A 26,879-nucleotide genomic window follows, 5' to 3' on the forward strand; every position below is an offset into this window, starting at 1 on the left:
TGTGAAATTAGAAGAGTGTTAAAAGTTTTTTAACACTCTTCTTTATTTTTGTGAAATATAGAACAATAATCTTACAAAATTAGGTATAATATTACATAGCAATAACATTATATTCTAATAAATAACAAAATTATAAAATATTTTTAAAAAATATGTTATAGCCTTGTGTAACCATATATTAAGTGTTAAACTATATAAGATAAAAAAGTATATGAAATTTTAGTTTTAAAATGGGGGATATGTTAATGAAAAGTGGAGATATGAAGACTAAAGAGTATGTTTTTGTTGTATTGTTAGGTGCCATATCAGGTAGTTTTATCGGAGAAATTTTGGCCAATAATTTTACTGTATTAAACTTTTTAGGAAAAGCCTACTCCATAGGATTAAGGAATCCACTTTTACTAGATCTAAAGGTTATAGAATTAGCTTTTGGTTTTGGGTTTAATGTTAATTTAATGTCTATTATAGGTGTGATTTTGGCAATAATACTATTTAGAAAACTATAGGAGTGATTTTATGAACATAGTACTTGCATCGGCATCACCTAGAAGAAAAGAACTTTTACAGAGATTGACAACAAACTTTAAAATTATAGCGAGTAACTTTGATGAAGATAGTATAAAATATGATGGAGATGTTTGTGAATATGTTTGTACATTAGCACAAAAAAAAGCAGAAGATATATTAAGGGAAGTGCAAGAACATTCATTAATAATTGGCTGTGATACCATCGTTTTTTATAAAGGGAACATTTTGGGAAAGCCTATAGATGAAGAGCATGCTTATTCTATGCTTAAAATGCTAAGTGGCAATACTCATTATGTTTATTCGGCTATAGTATTAATAGACTCAAGTAGTAAGGAAATAAAGAAAACTTGTGTATGTACAGAAGTGAAGTTTATGCACCTTACAGATGACATGATAAATAAATATATAGGCTCAAGAGAACCTTTTGACAAGGCAGGGGCTTATGGTATTCAGGATAATGGTGCTATTTTTGTGGAAAGCATAAAGGGATGCTACTATAATGTGGTAGGACTTTCAATTAATAGATTATATTCAATGTTTGAGGAGATGGGGGTAAATCTTTAAAGGAGTTTTATAATGGAAGAAAAAATTAAACTTACAGATTTACCTAAAAATGAACGACCCAGAGAAAAGCTTCTAAGGTATGGAGCTGAAAGCCTGTCTAACGGTGAACTTTTAGCCATAATCTTAAGAACAGGTAGTAAATCAGAAAATATTTTAAATTTAAGTAATAGAATACTTTGCCAATGTGGGGGAATAAACGGTCTTTTAAGTTCCGGTTTTGAAACTTTACAAGAATTAAAGGGGATTGGGGAAGCTAAAGCCACTCAACTTATGGCCCTTTCTGAACTTTCAAAGCGTTTTAAATCCTTTAGATCCGGCGAGGAAATTAAGATTACGGAGCCGCAAAATGTTGCAGAATATATTATGGAGGATATGCGGCATTTAAAAAAGGAATATTTAAAGATTATTATGTTAAATACTAAAAATATAGTCATAAAGGTTACGGATGTTTCTATGGGAAGTTTAAATAGTTCAATAGTCCATCCAAGGGAAGTATTTGTTGAGGCCATTAAATGTAGTAGTGCTTCAATTATAATTTGTCATAATCACCCTTCAGGTGATCCAACGCCTAGTAAGGAGGACATTAATATTACGAGTAGGTTAAAAGAGTGTGGAAAATTATTAGGTATAGAAGTTTTAGATCATATTATAATTGGTAATGGCACCTATACTAGCTTAAAAGAAAAAGGATTTTTATAAATAGAGAGGAGATTGTTTATGGGATTTTTTGCAAAATCAAGAGATATGGGAATAGATTTAGGAACTGCTAATACGTTAGTTTATGTTAAAGGAAAAGGTATAGTATTGAGGGAACCTTCAGTAGTTGCTATTAATAAAAATACAGGTAAGGTTTTAGCAGTAGGAAATGAAGCTAAACAAATGATAGGAAGAACACCAGGTAATATTGTTGCTATTAGACCAATGAAAGATGGGGTTATAGCTGATTTTGATGTAACTGAAAAAATGCTAAGACATTTTATAGATAAGGTAGGAGCAAAAAATGCCTTTAAGAGTCCTAGAATCGTAGTATGTTTCCCTTCTGGAGTCACAGAAGTAGAAAAAAGAGCTATAGAAGAAGCTACAAAAAGTGCTGGAGCTAGAGAGGCTTATTTGATGGAAGAACCAATGGCTGCCGCAATTGGAGCTGGACTTCCAGTAAACGAACCCACTGGAAGCATGGTAGTAGATATTGGTGGAGGAACAACTGAAGTTGCTATTATTTCACTAGGAGGTATAGTTACTAGTAAATCTCTTCGAGTAGCTGGAGATGAATTGGATGTAGCAATTATTGCTTATATTAAGAAGCAATATAATTTAATGATAGGTGAAAGAACAGCAGAAACTATAAAAATTGATTTAGGATCAGCTTTTGATTTAGGAGACCCAGATAGAACTATGGAAATAAGAGGTAGAGATTTAGTTACAGGACTACCAAAAGTTGTTGAAATAGCAGAGTCAGAAGTAAGAGAAGCACTAAAGGAACCTGTAGCAGCAATTATTGATTCAATTAAAACTACCCTTGAAAAAACACCACCAGAGTTAGCAGCAGATATTATGGATAAAGGTATAATGCTTACTGGTGGAGGAGCAGCACTGAAAGGGCTAGACCGTTTAATTCACCACGAAACACATATGCCTGTTCATATAGCAGAGATACCACTTGATTGTGTTGCTATAGGAGCTGGTAAGGCATTAGATAATATAGACATTATGAGTAAGAGAAGATAGTTATGAAGAATATAAGAAACAAACTGGCAGTTATAGTAGTTATACTGTCAGTATGCTTTTTGTTTTTAATAGGATACTCAGTACAAAGAGAGAAAATGTCTTTTGTGGGAAATGGAGTAGGTTTTACCTTAAATTCTATTCAAGGGGTAATATATAAAATTGGAAATGAAGTCAAAGGCTCACTTGGCTTCCTTTTGAATATTAATGACATAAAAAAGGAAAATGAAAAGCTTAAAAGCGAAAATGAAAATTTAGAATATAAAGCTACACAAAATGTAATTCTTGAACAAGAAAATCAAAGATTAAGAGCTATGCTTAACTTTACTGATTTAAGAAATGAATATAATTATGTTGGTAGTGATATTGTAGGTATCAGTGGTGCAAATTTTTTAGATGGATATATAATTAATAAGGGTACTAATTCAGGGATTGGAAAAGGGATGGTTGCCATTACTGGAGATGGCTTAGTTGGACAGGTCACTTCAGTAGGAACTAACTGGTCAATAGTACAATCTATCTCTAATGAAAATATTGCTGTAGCTGGTTATATTTCAACTACTCAAGAAAGTGACGGAATAGTTAAAGGGTATAAGGGAAATGAAGATAGATTTCTAGCACAAATTACAGGGTTATCAATAAAATCTCAAATTGCAAAAGGAGATACTATATTAACCTCTGGACTTGGCGGAATTTATCCTAAAGGTATTAAAATAGGGGAAGTTATAGAAGTAGAAGAAGACAAGGCATCAGTGGTGAAAAATGCGATAATTAAACCTAGTGTGGACTTCAATAAGCTAGAACAGCTTTTAATTGTAGTACCTAAAGAAACTAGAGAAGTTAAATATTAGGTGACTATATGAAGAAGATAATGTATCTACTGTTAATAACCTTGTTTCTCCTAATTTTAGATAATACCTTAGTAACTTTTTTTTCTATAAATTATATTTTTCCAAGTCTGTTATTAGTTTTTATTATTTCATATTCAATTATAAATGGTCCAATAGAAGGAATATTACTTGGAATTTTTTCAGGAGCTTTTCAAGATTTGTATTTTTTCCATGGTGTAGGTATAAATATGCTCAGCAATATGCTAGTTTGTTTATTAGCATCGCAAATTGGTAAAGGCATATTTAAAGATAAGTCAATTGTACCTATAGTTTCAGCTTTCTTTTTAAGTTTTTTAAAGGGGCTATTTGTATTAGGAATTTTGTTGTTGCTGAACATTAAGAGTTCCAGCATTTCTGTAATCTTATACAAGGCTCTATATGATATGATAGTATCAATTTTCTTATATAAGCTTGTTTTCAAGTTAAGTGAAACAAAAACTATGAGAAAGGAATGGAGATTCTAAAGAGCGTATGGTGAATAAAAAAAAGGATAAATCAGGTTTTTCCAGGTTCAATATATTCTTCATTGCTATGGGATTGATTTTTGCTACTATAATAGGCAGATTACTCTACCTTCAAGTAATTATGGTGGAAGAATATAGAGAAGAAGCTAATAAAAAGTCGAGTAAAAATGTTCCTAAGGTAGCAGCAAGAGGAGATATTGTAGACTTAAAAGGTGAACTTTTAGCCACTAGTAAACAGAGTTATATATTAATGTTTACTGAAACAGAAGAAAGTAAAGAAATGTTTTTTGAAACCATGGATGAAGTTTTTCAAGTGCTTGATAAAAACAACATTTATATGGTGGATGAGTTCCCTATTGTAATAGAAAATGGACAATTAGCATTTAAATTCAAATCCACTGATGAAGAAAGTAAAAGATGGTTAGAGATAAGATTTAAAAAAGATAGAGGCTTCGACGATGTAGTAATGAAAGCTATTTTCAAGGATAAGAAGAAGGAAGAACTGACCCCGGAAGATCAAAAACTTTTAGATGAAGAACTTTTAAAGGTTCCTGTTCAAGAAGTTTATGATAAGCTTTTGGAAGATTACGGTATTGATAAGTCGTACAGCCTTGAAGTGCAAAGAAGATATATGATTGTTAAGGATAGCATTAAAATGCAGAGTTTTTCAGGATATAAACCTGTAGTTATTGCTAATAATCTTAGTAAGGAAGCAGCATTTGAATTTGAGCAACGTAAGGCGAGTATGTCTGGGATTATTGTAGAAACTCAGCCTATAAGGCATTATCCTAATGGTGATTTGGGTTCAGCATTCTTAGGATATATTTCAAAAATAAATCCTTGGGAAAGTGAAAAGTTTGAGGAAAAAGGATATGACGTAAGCACAGATAATGTAGGGAAAGCAGGGTTAGAAGCAGCTTTTGAAACTTATTTAAAGGGTACAAAAGGTCAAGAAATTATTGAGGTAAATAAGCAGGGTAGAAAAGTTAAAACCATAGTGGAAGCGGATTCGTATCCAGGAAAAACAATCCAACTTAATATAGATAAAAACATACAGCAAGCAGCTGAAAAAGCTTTAGATGACACTATGAAAGAGATGCAGAAAAAAGGTGTTATGGGAACAAGTAATGTAAGTAATGCTACTAGAGGAGCTGCTATAGTTTTAAATGCTAAGACAGGTCAGGTTTTAGCATTGGCAAGCAAACCAGGATATGACCCAAGCATATTTACAGTTCCAGGGCTATTGACGCCAGAATTATCAGAACGTTACTTTAATCCTAATTTAGAACAAATGGGTAAGGAATATATTGCTAAAAAAGGACTAATAAATAAAAGAGGACTATTGACAGAAAAGGAAATGAATCTACCAGCGGCAGAAAGAGCTAAAATTCTTTTAGATAGGATGTTTCCAATCGATACAACAATAGAGGGAAATACAACTATAAGACAAGACTTGTATGATATTTTTCCTAAACCTTTTTATAACTATGCATCTTTAGCACTAATACCTCCAGGTTCTATTTTCAAACCTGTAACTGCGCTGGCAGGACTTACTGAGGAAGTTATAGATGTAACTACAAAAATCGTTGATAATGGACCATATAATAAGAGATATGCAGACTATAAAGGTGCCTGCTGGATATATAATCAAAGACATAGTTCACATGGTGCTATTGACGTAGCAAAAGCACTAGAGGTTTCTTGCAACTACTTTTTCTTTGATGTAGCTGATAGATTGTATGATAAATATGGAGAAAGTCCAGCTGCATTAGATATGATTGCTAAATATGCTTGGGGCTTTGGATTGGGTGTGCCACCTAATAGTGACTTAGAACCTAGTACAGGAATTGAAATCGCTGAGAATTTCGGCCAAGTTTATAACTATGAATCTAGTAGAAATAGACAGTCAAGTGTATACATAAATCAATTGGCTGAGTTTTTAAATAAAGGTTCTAATTCATTAAATACAAAGTTAAACCAATATAAGCCTTTTAATATAATCAAAGCTAAAGAAGCTGGTACAAATAAAGAAATCGAAGAGATTAAGAAAATTAATGAGAAGAAGAATAATTTAATAGAAGCTATTAAAGGTGAAATGGCGAAAGAAAATAAAAATACTGAAGCAAAAGTTAAAGAAGTAATGGAACCTTTAATTAAAGATGTTATAAATTCAAATGCTGAGATTAAAGCATTGGGTTATACAGAAGATGATATTGAGGGTATTATGTTAGCTATAATTTATTCAATTAATGATGCTAACTCATATATTAATTCTGCAGCAAATGCTTATGATGCATCTATAGGCCAGGGAATGAATTATTTTACTCCATTACAACTAGCAAGCTATATGGCTACATTAGTAAATGGTGGTAACAGATATGAACTTCAACTAGTTAACAAGATTGTTGATCCTGTAACAGGCGAAGCTACAGAATTCAAACCAAAACTTATAGATCATGTAGATATAAAAGCTCAGTATTTAGATGCAATTAAAAAAGGTATGAGAGACGTTACAGCAGGAGAGCAAGGTACAGCTGTAAATGCATTTAAAGGCTTTCCAATAGCTAATGGTGGTAAAACTGGTTCTGCTAACGTAAATGAGAATATTGAAGATGCAATTGGAAGAACAGCTTATGGTACGTATTTAGGATTTGCACCTTATGATGATCCAGAGATTGTTACTTGCGTTGTAATATTTGATGGAGGTAGTGGTGGATATGGGGCACCAATTGCAAGGGCTATTTATGAAGAATATTTCAGAGACCAAATAACTTCACAATATCCAGGATATAAGTTTATGTATAGTAGAGAAGAACAAGCAGGAAATGCAGGAACTGTTATAGAAGAAAGTAAGAATGGAGAAAGCACTAATGGTGAAAATACCACAAATCAGACTCCAGGAAATGAAACTTTAAATGAAGGAAGATAAGTGAAGTGATTTTTAATAAGTAAAATACAAAAATAACAAGTGGTATTTACACTTGTTATTTTTGTATTTTTTCTTAATTAGTAAGTTTATAACCCCAAAATTTTAAAATTATCATAATATTTTTAAATTATATTGATTTTTGTGTAATAATTAGAAGGAATTTCAAAGATTTCGTTGAAATAATAGAAGTATCTCAGTATGTGGAGGTTACATATGCAAGATAACAGAATAGTGTTTAAAGGAAATAAAGAGGGGCTAAATGTAGTAATTGATGTTAATAAATTTAAAAATACTGAGGAAATAATTAGTAGCCTTATAAAAAAATTATCTTTTACAAGAAGGTTCTATAGGGGAGCCACTGTACATATTACCATGGATACTAAACAAATGGATGAAAGAGACTTAATTAAAATTAAGGATATTTTATTCGATGAGTTTATGATAAGGGATTGTATTTATCATGATTCCGGCGAACGTGAAAATAAGATATTTACTGGAGTTAATGAAGGTAGAACTAAATTTGTAAGAAAAACTATTAGAAGTGGGCAAAAGTTTGAATACTCAGGAAATCTGGTGCTAGTAGGTGATATAAATCCTGGTGCAGAGGTTTATGCAGCAGGAAATATTATTGTATTAGGGAGTATTAAGGGAGCTGTACATGCAGGAAGCAATGGAAATGAGAAGGCTTTCGTAGCAGCTTTTTCTCTGCAACCTCAGATAATTGAGATTGCAGGAGTAATAACAAGATCACCAGAAGACAATATAAGGCCGCAATATCCTGAACTTGCAAGAATTAAAAATGGAAGTATTATTGTTGAACCATACTTAGTAAATAAGTATATTTAATGGAGGGAGTATGAAATGGGAGAAGCTATAGTAATAACATCTGGAAAAGGTGGAGTTGGAAAAACTACTACTACTGCAAATATTGGGACTGCCCTTGCAGCAATGGACAAGAAAGTAGTTGTTATAGATGGAGACACTGGTTTAAGAAATTTAGATGTATTAATGGGACTCGAAAATAGAGTGGTATTTACTCTTTTAGACGTAATAGAAGGCAGATGTAGGCTTAAACAAGCATTAATTAAGGATAAGAGGTTTAATAACTTGTTTTTACTTCCTACTGCCCAAACTAGAGATAAGAATGACGTAGAGATTAACGAGATGCTTAAAATCGTAAACGAACTTAAGCTAGAGTTTGACTACGTAATCATTGATTGCCCTGCAGGAATAGAGCAAGGTTTTGAAAATGCAGTAGTTGGTGCAGACTGGGCAATTATTGTTGTAAATCCTGAAATAACATCTGTAAGAGACGCTGATAGAGTAATTGGAAAATTAGATGCTAAAGGACTAGAAAGGCACGAGTTAGTAGTAAATAGAATTAATTTTGAAATGACTAAAAATGGGGATATGCTTAATATAGAGGATATAAAAGATTGCTTAGCTATTAAGGTTATAGGTGTAGTTCCTGATGATAGAAAAGTAACAGTATCAACTAACAGAGGTGAACCTATAGTTTTAGATACAACAGCACTTGCTGGACAAGCATTTAAAAACATTGCTAAAAGAATTGTAGGAGAAGAAGTACCGTTTATTGACTTCAATGCATTAAATTCTCAAAACGGATTTCTTGCAACACTTAAAAAATTTTTTGGTGGCAAATAGGAGGTAAGCATGGATATTTTTAAGATTTTTTCAAATAAAATAGCTTCAAAAGATATAGCTACTGATAGGTTGAAATTGATACTTATACATGATAGAGCTGATTTTTCACCAGACTTTTTAGAGATGATTAAGGGAGACCTACTAAAAGTTATTTCTAACTATGCAGAAATAGATGATGGTGAAGTGGAAGTTAAATTAACAAGAACAGAGGAATTTGAAGGACATTGTCCAGCACTTATTGCTAGTATTCCAATAAAAAAAATAAAATCAAGATAAAAAAAGTAAAGCTATGTTTGTACATAGCTTTATTTTTTTTATTGTTGTGATATAATCATACTTATGTTGGAGGGATGTTAATGATAAAAAACTTTAAGATAAATGATAAACTAATAAAACATATAGATTTTGGTATAATTGGTACTATATGCATGATAGTATTATTTAGTATAATAAACATATACGGCTCAGGAGGATTTTACTACGCTAGGCTTCAATTCTTTTGGCTTATTATTGGGTTAGTAGCAACTTACTTTATATTAACTGTAGATTACGTTCAGATATTAAATTACGCACCAATAATCTATTGGAGTTCAGTAACACTATTGTTGATAAATGATATATTCAGTCAAAGTGTAAATGGTGCTAATGCATGGATAAAAATAGGGCAAAGAGCTATACAACCAGGTGAGTTTGCTAAAATAGGTATGATATTAATGATTGCAAGGGTAATACAAGATTTAGAGGGCAACATTAATACAATAAAAAATTTATCAAAGGTACTTATGTATGCAGCTATACCTATGTTATTAATTGTAATCCAGCCAGATATGGGACTTACAATGGTGTCTTTTTTTATTGTATTAGGGATTTTAATTGTTGCAAATCTTGATTGGAGAGTTATTGTAGGTGGGCTATCAACTGTATTGGTCATAGTAGTAGGTCTTTGGAACTCTCCATTAATGCCAGTTTATTGGAAGGGCAGATTGTTATCCTTTTTAAATCCTGAGAAGTTTGAGCTAACTTATGGATTTCAGCTATTGCAATCGAGAATTGCCATAGGATCTGGTGGAATCTTTGGTTTAGGATTTTTAAATGGAAAACAGTATAAATTTATACCAGAAAATCACACAGATTTCATTTTTGCTGTTATAAATGAGGAATGGGGATTTTTAGGGGCTATATTTCTTTTAACTCTATATGGAATATTACTTTATAAGTTAATAACCATTGCAAAAACTTCTAAGGATTTAAGTGGAAGTATTATATGTATAGGAGTAATAGCATCATTATTATTTTCTGTAATTCAAAATATGGGTATGACTATTGGAATTATGCCTATTACAGGAATTACACTACCCTTTGTAAGTTATGGAGGTAGTTCAATGCTCACTAATTTTATTTCCTTAGCTCTTGTATTAAATGTTGGTATGCGAAGGAATAAGATTAACTTTTAAAGTAATTAAACATAGGAAATCTACATTTATAAAAGGAACTTAATTTTCTTTGAATAGAAGCAACATTTAGTAAATATGAAGTACAAAATATAAGATTAAAGATCTAAAAATATAAATTTATTCTAGTGTTGATCTTTATAATAATTGTATTTTTAATATAATAGGTAAAATTTAATTTTAGGGAGGAATTTTTTTGAGAATAGCGTTAATTGCTCATGATAAAAAGAAAGATGATATGATTGACTTTGCAAAAAGATATAAGGATGTATTAAGTGAGCATGAGTTATATGCAACGGGAACTACTGGAAAGCTTATAAGTGAATTTGTAGGGCTTACAGTAAATAGATTTTTATCTGGACCTTTAGGTGGAGATCAACAAATTGGAGCAAGACTTGCTCAAGGTGAGATGGATGTTATAATTTTTTTGCGAGATCCATTAACAGCACAACCCCATGAACCTGATGTCACCGCATTAATAAGACTTTGTGATGTTCACTGCATACCACTAGCAACCAATCTAGGTACTGCTGAAGTAGTGATTAAAGCGTTAAAGAATAGAGAATAAATTTAATTCAGAAATATTTACACAGGTCAATTGTAGACATAATATAAATCTTTAAAAATTAACATGAATACTTTAATTAAAAAAGAAGCATTGGAATGAAAAATCCTCCAATGCTTCTTTTATTTATTGAACTATCTTAAATTCATGTGAACTTAGAGTGGAAATTTTAATTAAATGCAAATTTACAAGAAATAATATTGGGGTTAATCATAGGTTTGAGAAAGTTTGTTTTTCTTAAACTTAGTTAAAATTTATTTTTTAATCATAAAGTTTAACTAGTGTAATATATTTATTAATGAAAATCTTATTAGTGTAGGTGAAAAGAATGGGTAACTATAATGATTATTATCAAAGATACTACTCCTCAATTCCAAGACAAACTTCCAGACAAAATATGAACAAAAAAATTAGTACAAGCAATATGAATTCGTATAAATTAAGCAGAAGAAAAGGTAATTTTATTTTAAATCGATTCCAGAATTTTGGGAGTAGATTCATAATTCAGTTAACAGTTGTACTATTTCTTATGATTGTTCTTTTAAGTTGTAAGACCTTTAATAATGTTTATACTAGGGATATATATGACTTTAGTAAAGAAGTTATAGAAAAAAGTTACAACATTAACACAATGTTAGACAAAGTAAAACAGTTTAATTTTGAAGAAGTTGAAACTAAAAGTATCATGTTTATTGAAAAAATAAGGAGCACCATTACTGGTGGGGAAACACTACAAGATGAAGTAAAAACAGATTATGCGCTACCAGTATCAATGAATAATTCTAATGGAGAAGATAGCACTTCATTATTAATACAGGGCGTAAATAAGGAAAATATGCTGTGGATTAAGTTGGATAATGAGAGTGATATAAACTCCTGTCAAAAAGGGAAAATAAAAAAAATTGATAGCGATGGAAGTTTTGGCACTTATATTGTTATAGATCATGGCAAAGGAATAGAAACAAAATATAATAATCTTACAGAAGTTACGGTAAAAGTAGGGGATGAGGTTGAAAAGGGTCAAGTTATTGGAAAAATAAAGCCGGATTTTCCTAATTTTAAAACCTTTTATTTTGAATTATTATATATGGGAGAAAGGCAAAAGGTAACAGACTACTTAGTTATATAGCAATTTTTATAGGAGGAAATAATTGTTTAGAATTAGCAAATACCTAATTCCTTATATAATAATCATTTTAATTATTGGATTTAAATCAGAACTTTTTATGGGATTTATAATAGTTTTAATTCATGAATGTGTGCATTTAATAGTAGCAAGATATTTGGGGTTTTCAGGATTTACAGTAGAAATTTATCCTATTGGGACGGTTCTTAAATTAAAGGATTTAGAAGAGGCAACCCCTAAAGAGGACTTAATAATCTCAATAAGTGGGCCAGTTGGGAATTTTGTTATTGGTTTACTCTGTTTCGGTATTAATTATTTTTGTAAAAGCGATTTTATAAACCATATAATGAAATATAATTTAGTTATAGGAATATTTAATCTAATTCCTGTATTTCCATTAGATGGAGGAAGGGTTTTAAGAAGTATATTGGCTACTAGATTAATATATAAAAAAGCTAATGAAATAGCATTAAGAATAAGTATAATTATAGGATATATTTTTCTACTAGGTTTTTTTGCATCCGTGCTTATGGGTATATCTAATATTAACTTGGCCTTGATAGCTATTTTTATTTTGAGCGTTTCCTATAAGGAAAAAAGGAGGATAGCGTATATAATTATGGGCTATATTATAAAGAAAAAGGAAAAATTTATAAAACGTGGTTATATTGAAAATAAAACTATTTCAGTGTATTATAAGCTATCCTTATTACAGCTGCTAGAACTTGTGGATAAAAATAAGTATAATGTATTCACCGTTCTTGATGAAGATATGAATGTGGTGGATATACTATATGAAGAAGATATTCTAAATAGCCTAAAGTCATCAGGAAATATAACTTTAGAAGAATTAATATATGAAAATAACTCTAACTAGTAGGATTAAACTTATATTATATAGCTTAGAATATAGGTAGACTCAAAGTATAATAACTTAATATACAAAGCAACACAGAAGAATAAACTATTTTAACTTCTAACTTTTATATAATGGTAAATTTCTTGCAATATTACCACCTTGTGATAAAATAAGTAATTGAATTAACTTAAGGAGGAATTTTTATGAATACAATTTCTGACGATATACTTTATAAAGTTGAAAAACCTGCTAGATATATTGGTGGAGAATTCAACTCTTATAATAAAGATAAAAATAAAGTAGACATTAGATATGCTTTTTGTTTTCCAGATGTATATGAAGTGGGAATGTCTCATCTTGGAACTAAAATATTATATTACACTCTAAATGAGAGGGAAGATACTTTTTGTGAAAGAAGTTTTGCACCATGGCCAGATATGGAGAAGCTTTTAAGAGAAAATAATACATCACTTTATGCTCTTGAAAGTAAAGATTCTTTAGCAGAATTTGACTTTTTAGGATTTACACTTCAATATGAAATGAGTTATACAAATATTTTAAATATGCTAAATATGGCAGATATTCCTCTAAGAGCTTCACAACGAAGTGAAAAACATCCTATTGTAATGTTGGGAGGTCCTTGTTCATATAATCCTGAACCATTATACGATATTGCAGATATTGTAGTTATTGGTGAAGCAGAAGAAGTTATTCATGAGATTCTTGATAAGTTTAAGGAAATGAAGAATAAGCCTAAAGCTGAGTATCTTAGAGCAATTTCTAAAATTCAAGGAATATATATTCCTAGTCTTTATGAAGTAAGCTATAACGAAGATGGAACGATTAAGGCATTTGAACCTAAATTTGAAGATGTGCCAGCTAAAGTTAAAAAGAGAATTATAAGTAATTTTAATGAAAATATATTTCCAGACAAGCTAATAGTTCCATACACAGAAATAGTTCATGATAGAGTTGTTCTTGAGACCTTTAGAGGATGCACAAGAGGCTGTAGATTTTGCCAAGCTGGCATGATATATAGACCAGTTAGAGAAAAGAAAACAGATAAGCTTTTAAATCAAGTAGAAGGTTTAATAAATAATACAGGATATGAAGAAGTATCTTTATCATCTTTAAGTATTTGTGATTATTCGGATATACAAAACCTTATTTTCTCTTTAGTAAAAAAATATGAAGGAGAAAAAGTTGGAGTATCTTTACCGTCTATAAGGATTGATTCTTTCTCTGTAGATTTAATTAAAGAAATTCAAAAGGTAAGAAAAACAGGATTAACCTTTGCACCAGAAGCTGGTAGCCAAAGAATGAGAGATATAATAAATAAAGGTGTTACAGAAGAAAATATGCTTGAATCAAGCAAAAGTGCTTTTGAAGCAGGATGGTCTACTCTTAAATTATACTTTATGATAGGACTTCCATATGAAACGATAGAAGATGTATTAGGAATTGGTGACTTGGCAGAAAAGGTTGTTGAACAATATTTTGCAGTTCCTAAACATATAAGACAAAGAGGTCTTAGGGTTACTGTAAGTACATCAATATTTGTTCCTAAGCCATTTACTCCTTTCCAATGGGCTCCAATGGATAAGATGCCAGATGTAAAGGATAAAATTTATAAATTGAGAAATTCTATTAAAAGTAGAGCAATAATTTATAACTGGCACGAATCTCCATTAAGTTATATGGAAGCGATATTTGCAAGAGGAGATAGAAGACTTTGCGATGTGTTAATTAAAGCCTTTGAAAAAGGTGCACGTTTTGATGGATGGGCAGAATATTTTAATTTTGAATTGTGGCAAGAAGCACTAAAGGAATGCAATGTAGATGGTGACTTTTATGCTTATAGAGAGAGAAACTATGATGAAATACTTCCTTGGGATTTTATAGATATCGGAATAAACAAAGAGTTCTTAATTGATGAGAATGAAAAAGCTAAGAATGTTATAGTTACTCCAGATTGTAGAGGCAACTGTACAAACTGTGGAATAAATAGAAGCTTTAAAGAGGGGAAGTGTTTTGAAGGTGCGTTACTTAATTAAATACAGCAAAGAAAGCGAGATTAAATTTATATCTCACTTAGACTTAATGAGAACTATACAAAGAATAATTAGAAGAGCAGGTATTCCTATTGAATACTCAAAGGGTTTTAATCCCCATATGGCTATATCTATTGCACAACCACTTTCAGTTGGAGTTTATTCTATCGGAGAGTACATGGATATAGTTTTAAAGGAAGATATAGACACAGAAGTTATTTTAAATAAATTAAATGAAAATTCTCCGAGTGGAGTAAGATTTATAGATGTTACGAAGGTAGAAAAAAATGATAATAGCAAAGCTCCACAAGCAATGGCAATTATTGATGGAGCAAGATATTTAATGAAGTTTAGATCTACCAATAATCAACGAAGTTTAAACTCATTAGAAGAACTTCATGCCATGCCACAATGGAATATTGTAAAAAAGTCCAAAAGTGGCGAAAAGGAAGTAGATATAAAACCTTTAATTAAAGAGTTTAGACTTATAAGTGATAAAGATACCTTAGAATTTGAAACTTTAGTTGCTTGTGGAAGTAGAGAGAATTTGTCTGCTAGTCTTTTAGGTGATTTTATTAAGGAAAATGTTGAAGCAATAGATAAAGATGCATTTATAGATATTGAGAGAATAGATATGTATGCCTATAAAGGTAATGCATTAGTTCCACTTAATAAATTTTTCTAAAAACATAGGAAGTGTGATTAATTGAAGGAAATTTTTATAGAGAGAGAAGATAGATTACTTAGGATTGCTATAAAGGAAAATGGCAAGCTTAAAGAATGCTATATTGAAGAGGAAGACAATACCCCTAAGGTTGGAGAAATATATAAAGGAATAGTAAAGAATATTGTTCCGGCCATAAAATGTGCTTTCGTTGATATTGGGTATGGCAAAAACGCTTACTTAAATCTTACTAATAGTATCAAAGGGACCTCGTTAAAAAAAGGCGATGAGGTATTAGTTGAAATACTGAAAGAAGAAATAGATAAAAAAGGGCCGAAGGTTAGTGAAAAAATTTCTTTGCCAGGTACATACATAGTTCTTACAAACTTACATAGTAACATAGAATTTTCTCCTAAAATTAAGGATGAAGAATTCAAAGACTATATTAAGGAAAATATTATTAAACCAGAGAACTTAGGAATAGTGGTTAGAACTAAATCTGAAAAAGTAGATGTAATCTTGTTAAATAAAGAGATTGACAGTTTGAATAATAATTATTTAGAGATAGTTAGAAAATTTAGATACTCAAGCAAATTAGGTGTTATGTATAGTGATGAAGGAATTTTGAGTAGGATATTGAGAAATTCTATTTACCAAGGCAATATTAAAGTGACTTTAAATTGTGAAGCAGATTACAAGTATTGTGAAAACACCTTAGACGGTGCTGGTTTGGAAAATTGCTCATTGGAATTGTATAAAGAAGAATTATCACTTTTTCATTATTACAATATAGAAAATGAAATATTATCCTTAAGACATAGTAAGATTAATCTTCCAAGCGGGGGAAACATTGTTATAGAGAAAACTGAAGCAATGTATGTTATTGATGTAAATTCGGCAAAGAATACAAAAGCTACAACATTTAAGGATACTGCATTAAGCACTAATTTAGAAGCAGCCAAAGAGATAGTGCATCAAATCAGATTAAGAAATATAGGTGGTATCATTTTAGTAGATTTCATAGACATGAAAAATGAAAGTCATAAAACTAAAATAATAAATGCATTAAAACAAGGATTTAAAGATGATAAAAGTAATCCTATGATTTATCCTTTTACTGAGTTAAATTTAGTTCAAATATCAAGAAAGAGATATGGAAAGTCCATATACGATTTTATTTTAGAACCTTGTGAAACTTGTAAAGGAAAAGGTCAAAAGGTAAAGTTATCATATTTAACCAATATAATAAGAAATAAAATTAATAGAATCAAAGTAGAACAAGGGGTTAAAGAAATTTTTATAGAGATTGATTCTAGTTATGAAAAGGAAATTAGAAATAATATTATAGACTTCATAACTTCTATAGAAACCCTAGACAGAAATGTTTATATGAACTTTACACCGCATTTTGAAGGTGTAAGGGTAGAACCTTTATTGTTTGCAAATCAAATAAGGAATCTTGAAGGAATGAAGATTTTTGATTATACTAAGATTTCTACAATTTAGTAAAGTTTCATAAAACGAATATAAATTTCTTTACAAAGATATTTATATGTGTTAAAATGGCTTTTGTAGACCGCACACATAGGGTTTTTAAAACAATTCTAAATTTATTTAAATTGTACCCGAGATGGCGAGACTGGATTGAGGAGGTGTATTTAATGTACGCAGTATTACTTACTGGAGGAAAACAATACAGAGTTCAAGAGGGAGACGTTTTATTCGTTGAAAAACTTGAGGCTGATGTTGATTCAACTGTTGAATTTGATAAAGTTCTAGCAGTTGGTAAAGAAGAAGGTTTAGTGATCGGAAAGCCTGTAGTTGAAGGTGCTAAAGTTGTTGCTAAGGTTGTAGCTCAAGGTAAAGCTAAGAAAATCATAGTTTTCAAATTTAAGCGTAAAAAAGACTACAGAAAGAAACAAGGTCATAGACAACCATTCACTAAGATCGTAATTGAGAAGATTGAAGCTTAATTATGACTAACGTTAAGTTTTATAAAAAATCCAGTAAATTTATAGGTTTTAAATTATATGGTCATGCTGCTCCAAGAGAGCTAGATTTAGACGTAGATTTAACTTGTGCAGCTATTTCTGCAATTTCTCAAACTACATTAATTGGAATTTTAGAAGTTCTTAAAATAGATGTTACATATAAAATAGAAGATGGATTTTTGAATTTAACTTTGCAAAATCAAAGTGATAATGACATTGAAAGATGTCAGGTTCTTTTAGAAACCATGTTGCTTGGATTAAAAAGTATTGAAATTACTTATAGTGACTATATAAAAGTAGAATTAGAGGAGGTGTAATATTATGCTAATTATGAACCTTCAGTTATTTGCTCATAAAAAAGGGGTAGGTAGCTCAAAGAACGGAAGAGACAGTGAGTCTAAAAGACTTGGAGTTAAACGTGCAGATGGACAATTTGTACTTGCAGGAAACATTCTTGTTAGACAAAGAGGAACAAAAATTCACCCAGGAAACAATGTAGGAATTGGTGGAGATGACACTCTTTTTGCTAAAGTAGATGGAGTTGTTAAATTCGAAAGAATGGGTAGAGATAAAAAGAAAGCTAGTGTTTACCCAATCGACGTAGAAGTTGCAATAGCTGAATAGTATATAAGAAGCACCCTTCAAGGGGTGCTTTTTTATATCATAGATTTAGACTATAATAAAAATTTCTATGATATAAAAAAGTACACTCTATAAATTGGTGCTTTTAAAGTGATATTACTATAAAATACAAAGTATTGTAAAAATTTATTGATGTATATTAGCTATTTTGGTTAATAATATTATTAAAATGATTTTATATGTTATTATATAGAACGTACCAACTTTTTAAAGTTGAAATAAAGAAGTTTAGATGTGTGTACAGGAATGAAGTTAAAGCAGATTTAAAATATATGTTAAGGCAAGGTGATGAATATGTTTATAGATACAGCCAAGATTTACGTGAAATCTGGGGACGGTGGAAATGGAGCTATTTCCTTTAGAAGAGAAAAGTATGTACCACTGGGAGGACCAGATGGTGGAGATGGTGGAGATGGTGGTAGTGTAGTATTAGAAGTAGATAGCAACTTGACTACCCTTTTAGACTTTTCGTACAATAAAAAATTTATTGCGGATAATGGAGGAAAGGGAGAAGGCTCTAAATGCTATGGAAAGCAAGGGGAAACTCTGATAATAAAGGTTCCTATGGGTACTATAGTAAAGGATGTTGAAACAGATAAGATTATGTGCGATTTAGCCCATGATGGGGATAAATACGTACTTTGCAGGGGTGGAAAAGGTGGAAAAGGAAATGTTAAGTTTTGCACACCTACAAGACAGGCGCCTGATTTTGCAGAACCAGGAATGCCAGGAGAAGAAAGATGGGTTAAGCTTGAACTTAAACTTTTAGCTGACGTAGGTCTTTTAGGATTCCCTAATGTAGGTAAGTCTACACTATTATCAGTTGTTTCCAAGGCAAGGCCCAAAATTGCAAATTATCATTTTACTACTCTAAAACCTAATTTAGGTGTAGTTTCAGTAAAAGGAATACAACCTTTTGTAATTGCTGATATACCAGGAATAATTGAAGGTGCAGCAGAAGGTGTGGGACTAGGATTAGATTTCCTAAGACATATCGAAAGAACTAGAATGCTTATACATGTTGTTGATATATCTGGAATTGAAGGAAGAGATCCAATTGAAGACTTTAATAAGATAAATGAAGAACTTAAAAAATACAGTATTAAGCTATGGGATAGACCACAAATAATTGCTGCTAATAAAGCAGATATGTTGTTTGATGAGGAAGTTTTTGAGAACTTTAAGAAACAATTAAATCAAATGGGATATAGTAAAGTATTCAAAATTTCTGCAGCTACAAATCAAGGTCTTGAGGAGCTTATGAAAGAAGCAGCAGAGATTTTAAGTACTATACCAGTTAAAGATTTAGAGATAAGCGAAGAGGAAAGATATAAAGTAGAAGAAAAAAGATTTACTTATTCTATTAATGAAGTGGAAACAGGAATTTTCGAAATTACTGGAACTTTCGTAGATAGATTATTAAATAGTGTAAATGTTAATGATCCAGATTCTTTAAGATATTTCCATAAGGTATTAAGAAATAAGGGAGTTATGGATGAATTAAAAGAAAAAGGAATTCAGGATGGGGATTTAGTAAGACTTAATGATTTTGAATTTGAATTCTTATTATAGGAGGAAAGTATGATAACTACAAAACAAAGAAGTTACTTAAGATCTTTAGCAAATAATATGGACCCAATTTTCCAGGTTGGAAAAGCTGGCATAGAAGAAAACTTCTTAGCGCAAATAGATCAAGCATTGGAAGCAAGAGAATTAATAAAAATAAAAGCTTTAAACAATAGTGGAATTACAGCTAGAGAAGCATCTGAGATAATTTGTGAGGAATTAGGCTGTGAAGGAATTCAAGCAATAGGAAGCAAGCTTGTGATTTATAGAAAATCATCAAAAAACCCTAAAATAGAGTTACCTAAATAAAAGTGATTTAAGCTTAATTATTATTTTTATTGTACAACTTGAAGTAAAAGGTCTATTTAAGGGCAGGAGAAATACTGTATCTCCTAGAATTATACATATTCATTATTTACCTATATGTGAAAGAGTTTTAGATATGTAAGGTTAGGTAGTATGGGCGGGAGACAGAACTAGGTATTACTAACAATATGAAATAGATTAAACTAGTAAAGAAATAACTTTACTAGTTTAATTTTTATAAAATAAGTAAACAAGCTATAATAGATGTAACAAGTTAATAATAAAAAGGTTTTATTAGGTGCGATATAAAGATTTAAAGCATTTCAAATATAATAAATAAAGTTTAAGATGAGGTAAATTGTTTAGAATAAATTAAGAAACATGAAATTTTAAACTGGATTATGGTATTTTTAGAGTACAAGTTATATGCCTCGTGATACAAAATTATTTTTTTAAAATAATGGGGATAATAGTATTGAAAAACATACTAGAAATTTGGTAAAATTTCGTTTGTGTGGTATTATAAAAAATAAAGAAGGTTTTATTATGAAAAAAGCTATTTTTGGAGGTACATTCGATCCAATTCATGTTGGACATATGCATATTGCCTATGAGGCATTATACAATTTAAATCTTGATAAAGTTATTTTCATGCCAAACGGAAATCCTCCACATAAAGTAAATAAGGTTAAAACCTCAGCAGATATAAGATATGAGATGGTAAACATGGCTATTAAAGGTGAGTCAATGTTTCAAATTAGTGATTATGAGGTAAATAGTAGAAGTCTAAGTTATACCTACAAAACATTACAGCACTTCAATGCTATAGAACCTGAAACTGAGTGGTACTTTCTTACAGGGGTTGATAGCCTAATGGACTTAAATAAGTGGAAAAACATAGATATTATACTAGAGAATTGTACTCTTATAGTATTTTCTAGGCCTGGATACACAGCAGAAGAAATTTTCAAAATGAAGGAAACTATTGAAAAAACATATAAAAGAGAAATAATATATTTACATATGCCTGTTATAGATGTGTCTTCAACAGCTATAAAGGAGAAAATACGATTAAATAGGCAGGTTAGCTATCTTCTTCCATGTGGAATAGAAGAGGTTATAAAGAAATACATTCTATATAAATAAAGGATGTGAAGATATGTGGCAGGAGGAACAAATAAAAAAGTATATTAAAGAACAATTAAATGAGCCTAGATTTATTCATAGTATTGGAGTTATGGAAACCAGTGAGAAGTTAGCAATTTTCTATGGGGCTGATCCGTATAAAGCTAGAATTGCAGGTTTGTGTCATGATTGCGCAAAAAATTTAACTCGAGGCGAACTAATACACATGGCGGAAGAAAAAGAAGGAAAGTTACCAGAAATATATTTACATGCACCACAATTACTTCATGGATTGGTAGGTAGTTATATAAGCAAGAATATTTTTGAAATATATGATGAGGATATTTTAAACTCAATTAGATATCATACTACAGGAAGAAAAGACATGAGTCTACTTGAAAAAATTATATACATTTCAGATTATATTGAACCATCAAGAAATTTTAGAGGCGTTAACGAATTAAGAAAACTTACGTATATAGACTTAGATAAAGTACTACTAAAATCCTTTGATGATACCATAAATTATACAGTTTCAAGGGGAAGCCTGCTTCATATAGACACTATAGAAGCAAGAAACTATCTGTTATATAAAAATTAGTAGGTGATATTATGAGTAAAAGAGAAAGAAAGCTAACGAGATCAAATAAAAGCACAGATAATAAGGAAAATGAATTTATTGGTGAAAAGTCAGGTAATGGTGATACGGTAGTAAAAAAGAGAAATAAGAAAAAGTCTGCATTTGCAATTACAATGATAACTTTGTTTTTTATAATTGTTTTAGCAACAGCTGGAACCTATGCTTATCTTCAAAGTTTCAGTAAGAATTCTATTGAAATTGGTGACAGTAGTGGAGGGTCAAAAGACACTCCTGAGATAGATGAGCAAATTAGGGATGAAATAAAAGACTCAACAAATATATTGGTAGTTGGCGTTGATCTTGGCAGTGGTGATGAGAAGGATAAAAATGACCCAAGAAGAACGGATACTATGATGGTTGTACATTATAACTCAAAAGAGAAGAAATATGATATAGTTTCCATACCCAGAGATACAAAAATTAATACAACTAGATCAGATAAAAAGATCAACTCTGCTCATGCTTTTGGTGAAATTCCATTAGCAGTAGAAGAAGTGGAAAAATTATTAAGTATTAAAATAGATCATTATGTAAAAATTGATACTATAGCCTTTAGGGAGTTTATAGATGCTCTTGGAGGAATTGAGGTTGTAGTTGAGAGAAATATGTACTATGATGATCCAACTCAAAATCTTCACATCAATCTTAGGAAAAGTGATAAGCCTCAACGTTTAGATGGAAAACAGGCAGAAGGTTTCATAAGATGGAGAAAAAATAATGATGGTACTGGATATATAGATGGAGATATGGGAAGGATTAAACATATGCAACAATTCTTTAATACCGTATTAGCTAAGGTTCAAAGTCCAGCTATAATACCTAAAATACCAGGTATATTGTCCATATTCCCTAAATATATTGAAACAGATTTAAATGCAAATGAAATAATTAAATATGCTATGAGTATAGCTAGAACACAAAGAGAGAATATTGGCTATCATATCATAGCTGGTGAAGATAAATATATTGATGGAATTTCATATTTTATATTTGATAAATCTAAGAACACTGAAGTAAATGCTATATTTAATGAAAAATCTTCTACTAGCAATATAGATACAGATAATATAAGAATTAAAATCTTAAATGGTAGCGGGAAGACAGGGTTAGCATCAGATTTTGGTGAGTATATAGGCAAATTAGGATTTACAACATATGACTTAGGAGATGCTGAACCTACACAAAAATCTAAAATTATAATTTATGGGCTAGAAAAAGAGGTAGGGGATCATATAAAAAAACAATTTGGCATAGATAATATTGACTACTCCACTAAATATAACGACTTCTATGAAGTAGAGGTTATATTAGGTGCAGATAGGAATTATATAAAACCACAACAATAATTAAATAGTAAAATCTTAGGAGGATTAAAAATGGAAAAACAAATTATAAGCACAACAAAAGCTCCAGCAGCTTTAGGACCATATTCTCAAGCAGTAAAGGTAGGAAACTTGTTATATACATCTGGACAACTAGCAATAAATTCTGCAACTGGAGAATTTATTAATGATGATATACAAAAGGCTACAGCTCAATCTTTAGATAATGTTAAAGCAATATTAGAAGAGGCTGGAACATCCCTAGATAAAGTTGTAAAAACTTTAGTATTTTTAAAGGATATGAATGACTTTACTGCAATGAATGAAGTTTATGAAAAATATTTCTCAGTAAACCCACCAGCAAGATCTTGTGTTCAAGCTGGGAAATTACCAAAAGATGCTTTAGTAGAAATAGAAGTTATAGCTATAGTTGAGTAGGTAAAAGAGGAAATAACTTATTAAAGAAAAATTTAATTTAAACCTCCAGATTTCTGGAGGTTTTTTAAAATTAAGTTATAGCAGGAGGTGGAGTATGAGTAAGAGTCTTAAATATGAAGTTGATAAAACTGGCAATGGTATGAAAATAAGAGAATATATGACCGATATACTTAATTTCTCTGGAAGATTTACAAGAAATGCTGCCATGGAAAAAAGAATTAAAGTAAATGAAAAAACGGTGAAATTAAATTATAAGCTTGAAATGGGAGATTTAATTTTGATACAGGTGGAAAAGGATGAGAATCAAAATATAATTCCTGAAGACTTGAATATTGAAGTAATATATGAGGATGATGATTTATTAGTAGTAAATAAACGCCCGTTTATGGTAGTACATCCTACAAAAAGTCATCCTATAGGAACATTATCAAATGGAGTATTATATCACTTTAGAAAGAATAATGAAGGATGTATAGTTAGGTTGGTAAGTAGACTGGATAGGGATACCTCTGGATTAATAATGATTGCTAAAAACCAATTTGCCCATATGAGTTTAGCAAAGTCTATGGAAGAAAATAAAATTATAAAATCTTATTTAGCTATTATACATGGGCATATTGAACCTAAGAATGGAACTATAGACTTACCAATAGGAAGGCCAAATGAAGATAGCATTAAAAGAATAGTGTGTGATGAGGGGCAGAGAAGTATTACTCATTATAATATTGTGGAAAGCTATGATAAAGATTGTCTAGTAGAGCTAACCCTTGAGACTGGAAGAACTCATCAAATTAGGGTGCATTTGAGTCATATGGGACATCCGATATATGGAGATTCTCTTTATGGAGGAGAAGAGGAAATTAATGTAATTAATAGACAGGCATTGCATGCCTATAAACTTATTATTCCTCATCCAAGAACTGGAGAAGAGTTGATGCTAGTAAGTGATTTACCTAATGACATAAAAGAACTTATATGCAAAATTAAATGATTGGAAAATTCAGTTTATATAAGGCAGTAACCATATAAAATTTGCTAATTTTATATGTAAAATAAAAGCTTTTAGTGCAAATAAAATGTAGGTAATAAATATACACTTTTATTACCTACATTTTATTTTATTTGTATCTTTTTTTTAGTGTATTCTTATTATAATTTTTGATTACTTTTGCTTTAAGCATTCTAAAGTATCCAAAGGCTAATAAGCAAAAGAATAGGAAAATAGATAATAGTAAAAAAGTGAGATAGGTATAGTTTATAGTATTAGTTTCTGTAGTCATTAAGTCCCCTACAACAGGTAGCGTTTTTTTCTCATAATCAACTGCGCTAACTAAAGTAACAGTATAAGCTTGAGAAGCATAAGTTACATTACCTTCAGCAATAGGTTGACCTTTAAGAAAATATTTGTTATTTAATTGAGTAGGGTCTAGATTAAATTTTGGAGTATCATTCAAATTTAAATCCTTAGTATAATAAATATCTTCTGATGCTAAAAGAGGTATCACTGTTCCATTCGAAGAGGTGTATGTAGTTACTTCTTCTCCCTTAGAATAAAGTTTTACAGTTTGAAAATTACTAAAAGCCCACTCAAATAGTTTTTTGCTGTCTGAAAAATATGTTTTTACAGGGTCATAAAGCATGGTTACTATAAATGTATTATTGTTTTTAGTTGCTGAGGCCACAAAGGAATGTCTAGATTCATCGGTATATCCAGTTTTTCCTGCAATAGCATATTCATAATAATATTGTTCATAATCATGTAATAATCTGTTATCATTCCATAAAGGTCTTTGTTCAGGATAAATATTAGTTGCTGGTATCATGTGTGTTTTAGTTTTAGATATTTCTACATATTCTGGATGCTTTAATAGCTCCTTTTCAATTAAAGCAAGGTCATAAGCCGTAGTTTTATGATCTGCCTCAGAAAGTCCATGAGGGTTTTTAAAATTTGAGTTTTTACAACCTAATTCCTTTGCACGTTCGTTCATAAGTTTAGCAAAGGCTTCCTGACTTCCAGAAATATGCTCAGCTAAAGCTTGAGCACAATCATTTGCAGAAACCATAATAACCGCATAAAGCATTTCTTTTACAGTTAATTCTTCATCCTTATCTATATAAATTTTTGAACCTTCTATTGTAGGAGGTATTGGACCAACCTTTACTTTATCTTCTAAATTACTTTTTTCTAGTGTTAGTAAAATAGTCATAAGCTTTGTTACGGATGCAGGTAGATATTTAGTGTTTTCATTTGTACCGTATAACACTGTACCTGTAACTGAATCCATCACAACTACTCCATTAGCATTTACAGAAGGAGCAGCTGAAGCAGCAAACACATTAGTTATATTTAAAGTTATTATAGATAATGTTAAGGATAAACATAAAAATATCTTTTTCATAAGAGCCTCCTAAAATAAATATTAAATTGATTATACCAAAAAAAAACTATAATTTCGATAGAATTTTATAAAAGATGGTAATAATGAGAATGAAATAGGAGGTAGAAAGTATGAAGTTAAAGGAGAAGTTAGTTGGTGCCGTTAGTATACTAGTGTTAAGCTTAGTATTTTTAATAAGTGGACATTTTATAAATAAAAGAGATAAACAAGTCTACGAACAAATTTTTTCAAAAGATGGTGAGGAGTCTATTTTTGTTGATAACAATAAAGCGATTAATGAAAAAGCAACAAACTACAAAACTAATAGTGAAGAAAATATAGATTCTAATAAAGAGTTAAAGGAAGAAAATAAAATAGTTGTAGATATTAAAGGGGCAGTAAAAAATTCTAGAGAATATGAGTTAGTAGAGGGGGCGAGAGTAAGGGATTTAATTCAAGCTGCAGGAGGTCTAACAGAAGAAGCAGACGAAAATACTATACATTTTTCTAAAATACTTACAGATGAAGAATGTGTTTACATATATAAAAAGGGAGAAAGTGAAAATATAGAATTAATTACCCCAGTGGGAAGTAGTTTAGAAACTAACAATGCAAGTAAAAAAATAAATATTAATAAAGCTAGTGTTGAAGAACTATCTACTCTATATGGCATTGGGGAAGTGAAAGCAAAGGCAATTATTGATTATAGAGAAAAAAATGGAGGATTTAAGTCCATTGATGATTTAGGAAATGTAGAGGGTATTGGCAGTAAAACTGTGGACAAATTAAGAGATAATGTGGACATAAAATAGTTATTAGTATAAAATTATTACAGATTTATATATGAGTTAGTAAGTTAAATTTATAGAAATTTAAATCTAGGATTAAAGCAGTTCTTTCATAAGACTAAGAACCAAAATTACATTAGGTTTTTAATTATGATAATTCAACTAAAATAAAATAGTGTATAGTGCATTAATATATGGAGGT

General features: G+C 30.5%; 29 protein-coding genes. 28 read left to right on the plus strand and 1 reads right to left on the minus strand.

The features are described from left to right. The first annotated feature begins 245 nt into the window (after positions 1-245). From RR409_RS03340 to RR409_RS03470, 27 genes are all read left to right on the plus strand, one after another. Positions 246-506, plus strand: coding sequence for a DUF4321 domain-containing protein (locus tag RR409_RS03340; protein WP_332556303.1), 261 nt, complete (start codon positions 246-248; stop codon positions 504-506). A 10-nt stretch (positions 507-516) separates the two neighbouring features. Continuing rightward, positions 517-1,092 (plus strand): Maf-like protein, encoded by a 576-nt coding sequence (locus RR409_RS03345; RefSeq protein WP_332556304.1) that lies wholly within the window; start codon positions 517-519, stop codon positions 1,090-1,092. Between the two features lie 12 nt (positions 1,093-1,104). Next, positions 1,105-1,791 carry a DNA repair protein RadC gene (radC, locus tag RR409_RS03350; protein ID WP_332556305.1) on the plus strand — a complete coding sequence of 229 codons (687 nt, stop codon included), beginning with the start codon at positions 1,105-1,107 and terminating at the stop codon, positions 1,789-1,791. A gap of 18 nt (positions 1,792-1,809) precedes the next feature. Further along, complete coding sequence (locus tag RR409_RS03355) at positions 1,810-2,820, plus strand: rod shape-determining protein (protein WP_332556306.1); 1,011 nt, start codon at positions 1,810-1,812, stop codon at positions 2,818-2,820. A 2-nt stretch (positions 2,821-2,822) separates the two neighbouring features. Then, positions 2,823-3,668, plus strand: coding sequence for a rod shape-determining protein MreC (gene mreC, locus RR409_RS03360; protein ID WP_332556307.1), 846 nt, complete (start codon positions 2,823-2,825; stop codon positions 3,666-3,668). 8 nt (positions 3,669-3,676) lie between these two features. Then, on the plus strand, positions 3,677-4,171 hold the full coding sequence (gene mreD / locus RR409_RS03365) for a rod shape-determining protein MreD (protein WP_332556308.1): 495 nt from the start codon (positions 3,677-3,679) through the stop codon (positions 4,169-4,171). A 7-nt stretch (positions 4,172-4,178) separates the two neighbouring features. Beyond that, the gene (locus RR409_RS03370; RefSeq protein WP_332556309.1) at positions 4,179-7,100 is read left to right on the plus strand and encodes a penicillin-binding transpeptidase domain-containing protein; all 2,922 of its coding nucleotides are present in this window, start codon (positions 4,179-4,181) and stop codon (positions 7,098-7,100) included. 213 nt (positions 7,101-7,313) lie between these two features. Further along, positions 7,314-7,946, plus strand: a complete 633-nt coding sequence (gene minC / locus RR409_RS03375) for a septum site-determining protein MinC (protein ID WP_332556310.1) — start codon at positions 7,314-7,316, stop codon at positions 7,944-7,946. A gap of 15 nt (positions 7,947-7,961) precedes the next feature. Further along, positions 7,962-8,765 (plus strand): septum site-determining protein MinD, encoded by an 804-nt coding sequence (gene minD, locus RR409_RS03380; RefSeq protein WP_332556311.1) that lies wholly within the window; start codon positions 7,962-7,964, stop codon positions 8,763-8,765. Positions 8,766-8,774: 9 nt separating this feature from the next. Further along, positions 8,775-9,041, plus strand: a complete 267-nt coding sequence (minE, locus tag RR409_RS03385) for a cell division topological specificity factor MinE (RefSeq protein ID WP_332556312.1) — start codon at positions 8,775-8,777, stop codon at positions 9,039-9,041. A gap of 80 nt (positions 9,042-9,121) precedes the next feature. Beyond that, positions 9,122-10,219, plus strand: coding sequence for a rod shape-determining protein RodA (gene rodA, locus RR409_RS03390; RefSeq protein ID WP_332556313.1), 1,098 nt, complete (start codon positions 9,122-9,124; stop codon positions 10,217-10,219). 193 nt (positions 10,220-10,412) lie between these two features. After that, on the plus strand, positions 10,413-10,784 hold the full coding sequence (mgsA, locus tag RR409_RS03395; RefSeq protein WP_332556314.1) for a methylglyoxal synthase: 372 nt from the start codon (positions 10,413-10,415) through the stop codon (positions 10,782-10,784). Between the two features lie 325 nt (positions 10,785-11,109). Further along, positions 11,110-11,910, plus strand: coding sequence for a M23 family metallopeptidase (locus RR409_RS03400; RefSeq protein WP_332556315.1), 801 nt, complete (start codon positions 11,110-11,112; stop codon positions 11,908-11,910). 22 nt (positions 11,911-11,932) lie between these two features. Then, positions 11,933-12,784: a M50 family metallopeptidase gene (locus tag RR409_RS03405; protein WP_332556316.1), complete on the plus strand. Its 852-nt coding sequence runs from the start codon at positions 11,933-11,935 to the stop codon at positions 12,782-12,784. A gap of 185 nt (positions 12,785-12,969) precedes the next feature. Beyond that, positions 12,970-14,820, plus strand: a complete 1,851-nt coding sequence (locus tag RR409_RS03410) for a TIGR03960 family B12-binding radical SAM protein (protein ID WP_332556317.1) — start codon at positions 12,970-12,972, stop codon at positions 14,818-14,820. After that, positions 14,798-15,502 carry a TIGR03936 family radical SAM-associated protein gene (locus RR409_RS03415; protein ID WP_332556318.1) on the plus strand — a complete coding sequence of 235 codons (705 nt, stop codon included), beginning with the start codon at positions 14,798-14,800 and terminating at the stop codon, positions 15,500-15,502. Before RR409_RS03410 ends, RR409_RS03415 begins: the two co-directional genes overlap by 23 nt. Positions 15,503-15,523: 21 nt before the next feature. Next, positions 15,524-16,987 carry an Rne/Rng family ribonuclease gene (locus tag RR409_RS03420; protein WP_332556319.1) on the plus strand — a complete coding sequence of 488 codons (1,464 nt, stop codon included), beginning with the start codon at positions 15,524-15,526 and terminating at the stop codon, positions 16,985-16,987. Between the two features lie 155 nt (positions 16,988-17,142). Continuing rightward, complete coding sequence (gene rplU, locus RR409_RS03425; RefSeq protein ID WP_332556320.1) at positions 17,143-17,454, plus strand: 50S ribosomal protein L21; 312 nt, start codon at positions 17,143-17,145, stop codon at positions 17,452-17,454. A 2-nt stretch (positions 17,455-17,456) separates the two neighbouring features. Continuing rightward, positions 17,457-17,789, plus strand: a complete 333-nt coding sequence (locus RR409_RS03430; RefSeq protein ID WP_332556321.1) for a ribosomal-processing cysteine protease Prp — start codon at positions 17,457-17,459, stop codon at positions 17,787-17,789. Between the two features lie 4 nt (positions 17,790-17,793). Continuing rightward, complete coding sequence (gene rpmA, locus RR409_RS03435) at positions 17,794-18,096, plus strand: 50S ribosomal protein L27 (protein ID WP_017414454.1); 303 nt, start codon at positions 17,794-17,796, stop codon at positions 18,094-18,096. 312 nt (positions 18,097-18,408) lie between these two features. Continuing rightward, positions 18,409-19,686: a GTPase ObgE gene (obgE, locus tag RR409_RS03440; protein WP_332556322.1), complete on the plus strand. Its 1,278-nt coding sequence runs from the start codon at positions 18,409-18,411 to the stop codon at positions 19,684-19,686. Between the two features lie 9 nt (positions 19,687-19,695). After that, the gene (gene yhbY / locus RR409_RS03445; protein ID WP_332556323.1) at positions 19,696-19,989 is read left to right on the plus strand and encodes a ribosome assembly RNA-binding protein YhbY; all 294 of its coding nucleotides are present in this window, start codon (positions 19,696-19,698) and stop codon (positions 19,987-19,989) included. Positions 19,990-20,529: 540 nt separating this feature from the next. Then, positions 20,530-21,132: a nicotinate-nucleotide adenylyltransferase gene (gene nadD, locus RR409_RS03450; protein WP_332556368.1), complete on the plus strand. Its 603-nt coding sequence runs from the start codon at positions 20,530-20,532 to the stop codon at positions 21,130-21,132. 13 nt (positions 21,133-21,145) lie between these two features. Beyond that, positions 21,146-21,712, plus strand: a complete 567-nt coding sequence (gene yqeK, locus RR409_RS03455; protein ID WP_332556324.1) for a bis(5'-nucleosyl)-tetraphosphatase (symmetrical) YqeK — start codon at positions 21,146-21,148, stop codon at positions 21,710-21,712. A gap of 11 nt (positions 21,713-21,723) precedes the next feature. Continuing rightward, a complete protein-coding gene (locus RR409_RS03460) occupies positions 21,724-23,097 on the plus strand; it encodes an LCP family protein (RefSeq protein ID WP_332556325.1) in 1,374 nt (457 codons plus the stop codon). A 30-nt stretch (positions 23,098-23,127) separates the two neighbouring features. Further along, positions 23,128-23,511 carry a RidA family protein gene (locus tag RR409_RS03465; protein WP_332556326.1) on the plus strand — a complete coding sequence of 128 codons (384 nt, stop codon included), beginning with the start codon at positions 23,128-23,130 and terminating at the stop codon, positions 23,509-23,511. Positions 23,512-23,605: 94 nt separating this feature from the next. Continuing rightward, entirely contained in the window at positions 23,606-24,502 is an 897-nt protein-coding gene (locus RR409_RS03470) for an RluA family pseudouridine synthase (protein WP_332556327.1), read from the plus strand. A gap of 127 nt (positions 24,503-24,629) precedes the next feature. On the opposite strand, the gene RR409_RS03475 is transcribed toward RR409_RS03470, so the two are convergent. Next, on the minus strand, positions 24,630-25,910 hold the full coding sequence (locus RR409_RS03475) for a D-alanyl-D-alanine carboxypeptidase family protein (protein ID WP_332556328.1): 1,281 nt from the start codon (positions 25,908-25,910) through the stop codon (positions 24,630-24,632). Between the two features lie 110 nt (positions 25,911-26,020). Between RR409_RS03475 and RR409_RS03480 the strand changes: the two genes are divergently transcribed. Then, positions 26,021-26,701, plus strand: a complete 681-nt coding sequence (locus RR409_RS03480) for a helix-hairpin-helix domain-containing protein (RefSeq protein WP_332556329.1) — start codon at positions 26,021-26,023, stop codon at positions 26,699-26,701. The last annotated feature ends 178 nt before the right edge of the window (positions 26,702-26,879 follow it).

The sequence above is a fragment of the Clostridium sp. genome, assembly GCF_036642255.1.
Classification (GTDB): domain Bacteria; phylum Bacillota; class Clostridia; order Clostridiales; family Clostridiaceae; genus Clostridium_J.

Bases quoted from the DNA above. Each gene is read 5' to 3' on its own strand.
- rplU (WP_332556320.1), top strand. From the start codon at position 17,143: ATGTACGCAGTATTACTTACTGGAGGAAAACAATACAGAGTTCAAGAG.
- RR409_RS03370 (WP_332556309.1), top strand. From the start codon at position 4,179: ATGGTGAATAAAAAAAAGGATAAATCAGGTTTTTCCAGGTTCAATATA.
- radC (WP_332556305.1), top strand. From the start codon at position 1,105: ATGGAAGAAAAAATTAAACTTACAGATTTACCTAAAAATGAACGACCC.
- RR409_RS03340 (WP_332556303.1), top strand. From the start codon at position 246: ATGAAAAGTGGAGATATGAAGACTAAAGAGTATGTTTTTGTTGTATTG.
- yhbY (WP_332556323.1), top strand. From the start codon at position 19,696: ATGATAACTACAAAACAAAGAAGTTACTTAAGATCTTTAGCAAATAAT.
- obgE (WP_332556322.1), top strand. From the start codon at position 18,409: ATGTTTATAGATACAGCCAAGATTTACGTGAAATCTGGGGACGGTGGA.
- RR409_RS03400 (WP_332556315.1), top strand. From the start codon at position 11,110: ATGGGTAACTATAATGATTATTATCAAAGATACTACTCCTCAATTCCA.
- RR409_RS03355 (WP_332556306.1), top strand. From the start codon at position 1,810: ATGGGATTTTTTGCAAAATCAAGAGATATGGGAATAGATTTAGGAACT.
- RR409_RS03345 (WP_332556304.1), top strand. From the start codon at position 517: ATGAACATAGTACTTGCATCGGCATCACCTAGAAGAAAAGAACTTTTA.
- rpmA (WP_017414454.1), top strand. From the start codon at position 17,794: ATGCTAATTATGAACCTTCAGTTATTTGCTCATAAAAAAGGGGTAGGT.
- mreC (WP_332556307.1), top strand. From the start codon at position 2,823: ATGAAGAATATAAGAAACAAACTGGCAGTTATAGTAGTTATACTGTCA.
- RR409_RS03480 (WP_332556329.1), top strand. From the start codon at position 26,021: ATGAAGTTAAAGGAGAAGTTAGTTGGTGCCGTTAGTATACTAGTGTTA.
- RR409_RS03460 (WP_332556325.1), top strand. From the start codon at position 21,724: ATGAGTAAAAGAGAAAGAAAGCTAACGAGATCAAATAAAAGCACAGAT.
- rodA (WP_332556313.1), top strand. From the start codon at position 9,122: ATGATAAAAAACTTTAAGATAAATGATAAACTAATAAAACATATAGAT.
- yqeK (WP_332556324.1), top strand. From the start codon at position 21,146: ATGTGGCAGGAGGAACAAATAAAAAAGTATATTAAAGAACAATTAAAT.
- RR409_RS03430 (WP_332556321.1), top strand. From the start codon at position 17,457: ATGACTAACGTTAAGTTTTATAAAAAATCCAGTAAATTTATAGGTTTT.
- minE (WP_332556312.1), top strand. From the start codon at position 8,775: ATGGATATTTTTAAGATTTTTTCAAATAAAATAGCTTCAAAAGATATA.
- minD (WP_332556311.1), top strand. From the start codon at position 7,962: ATGGGAGAAGCTATAGTAATAACATCTGGAAAAGGTGGAGTTGGAAAA.
- minC (WP_332556310.1), top strand. From the start codon at position 7,314: ATGCAAGATAACAGAATAGTGTTTAAAGGAAATAAAGAGGGGCTAAAT.
- RR409_RS03475 (WP_332556328.1), bottom strand. From the start codon at position 25,910: ATGAAAAAGATATTTTTATGTTTATCCTTAACATTATCTATAATAACT.
- RR409_RS03465 (WP_332556326.1), top strand. From the start codon at position 23,128: ATGGAAAAACAAATTATAAGCACAACAAAAGCTCCAGCAGCTTTAGGA.
- mreD (WP_332556308.1), top strand. From the start codon at position 3,677: ATGAAGAAGATAATGTATCTACTGTTAATAACCTTGTTTCTCCTAATT.
- RR409_RS03470 (WP_332556327.1), top strand. From the start codon at position 23,606: ATGAGTAAGAGTCTTAAATATGAAGTTGATAAAACTGGCAATGGTATG.
- RR409_RS03410 (WP_332556317.1), top strand. From the start codon at position 12,970: ATGAATACAATTTCTGACGATATACTTTATAAAGTTGAAAAACCTGCT.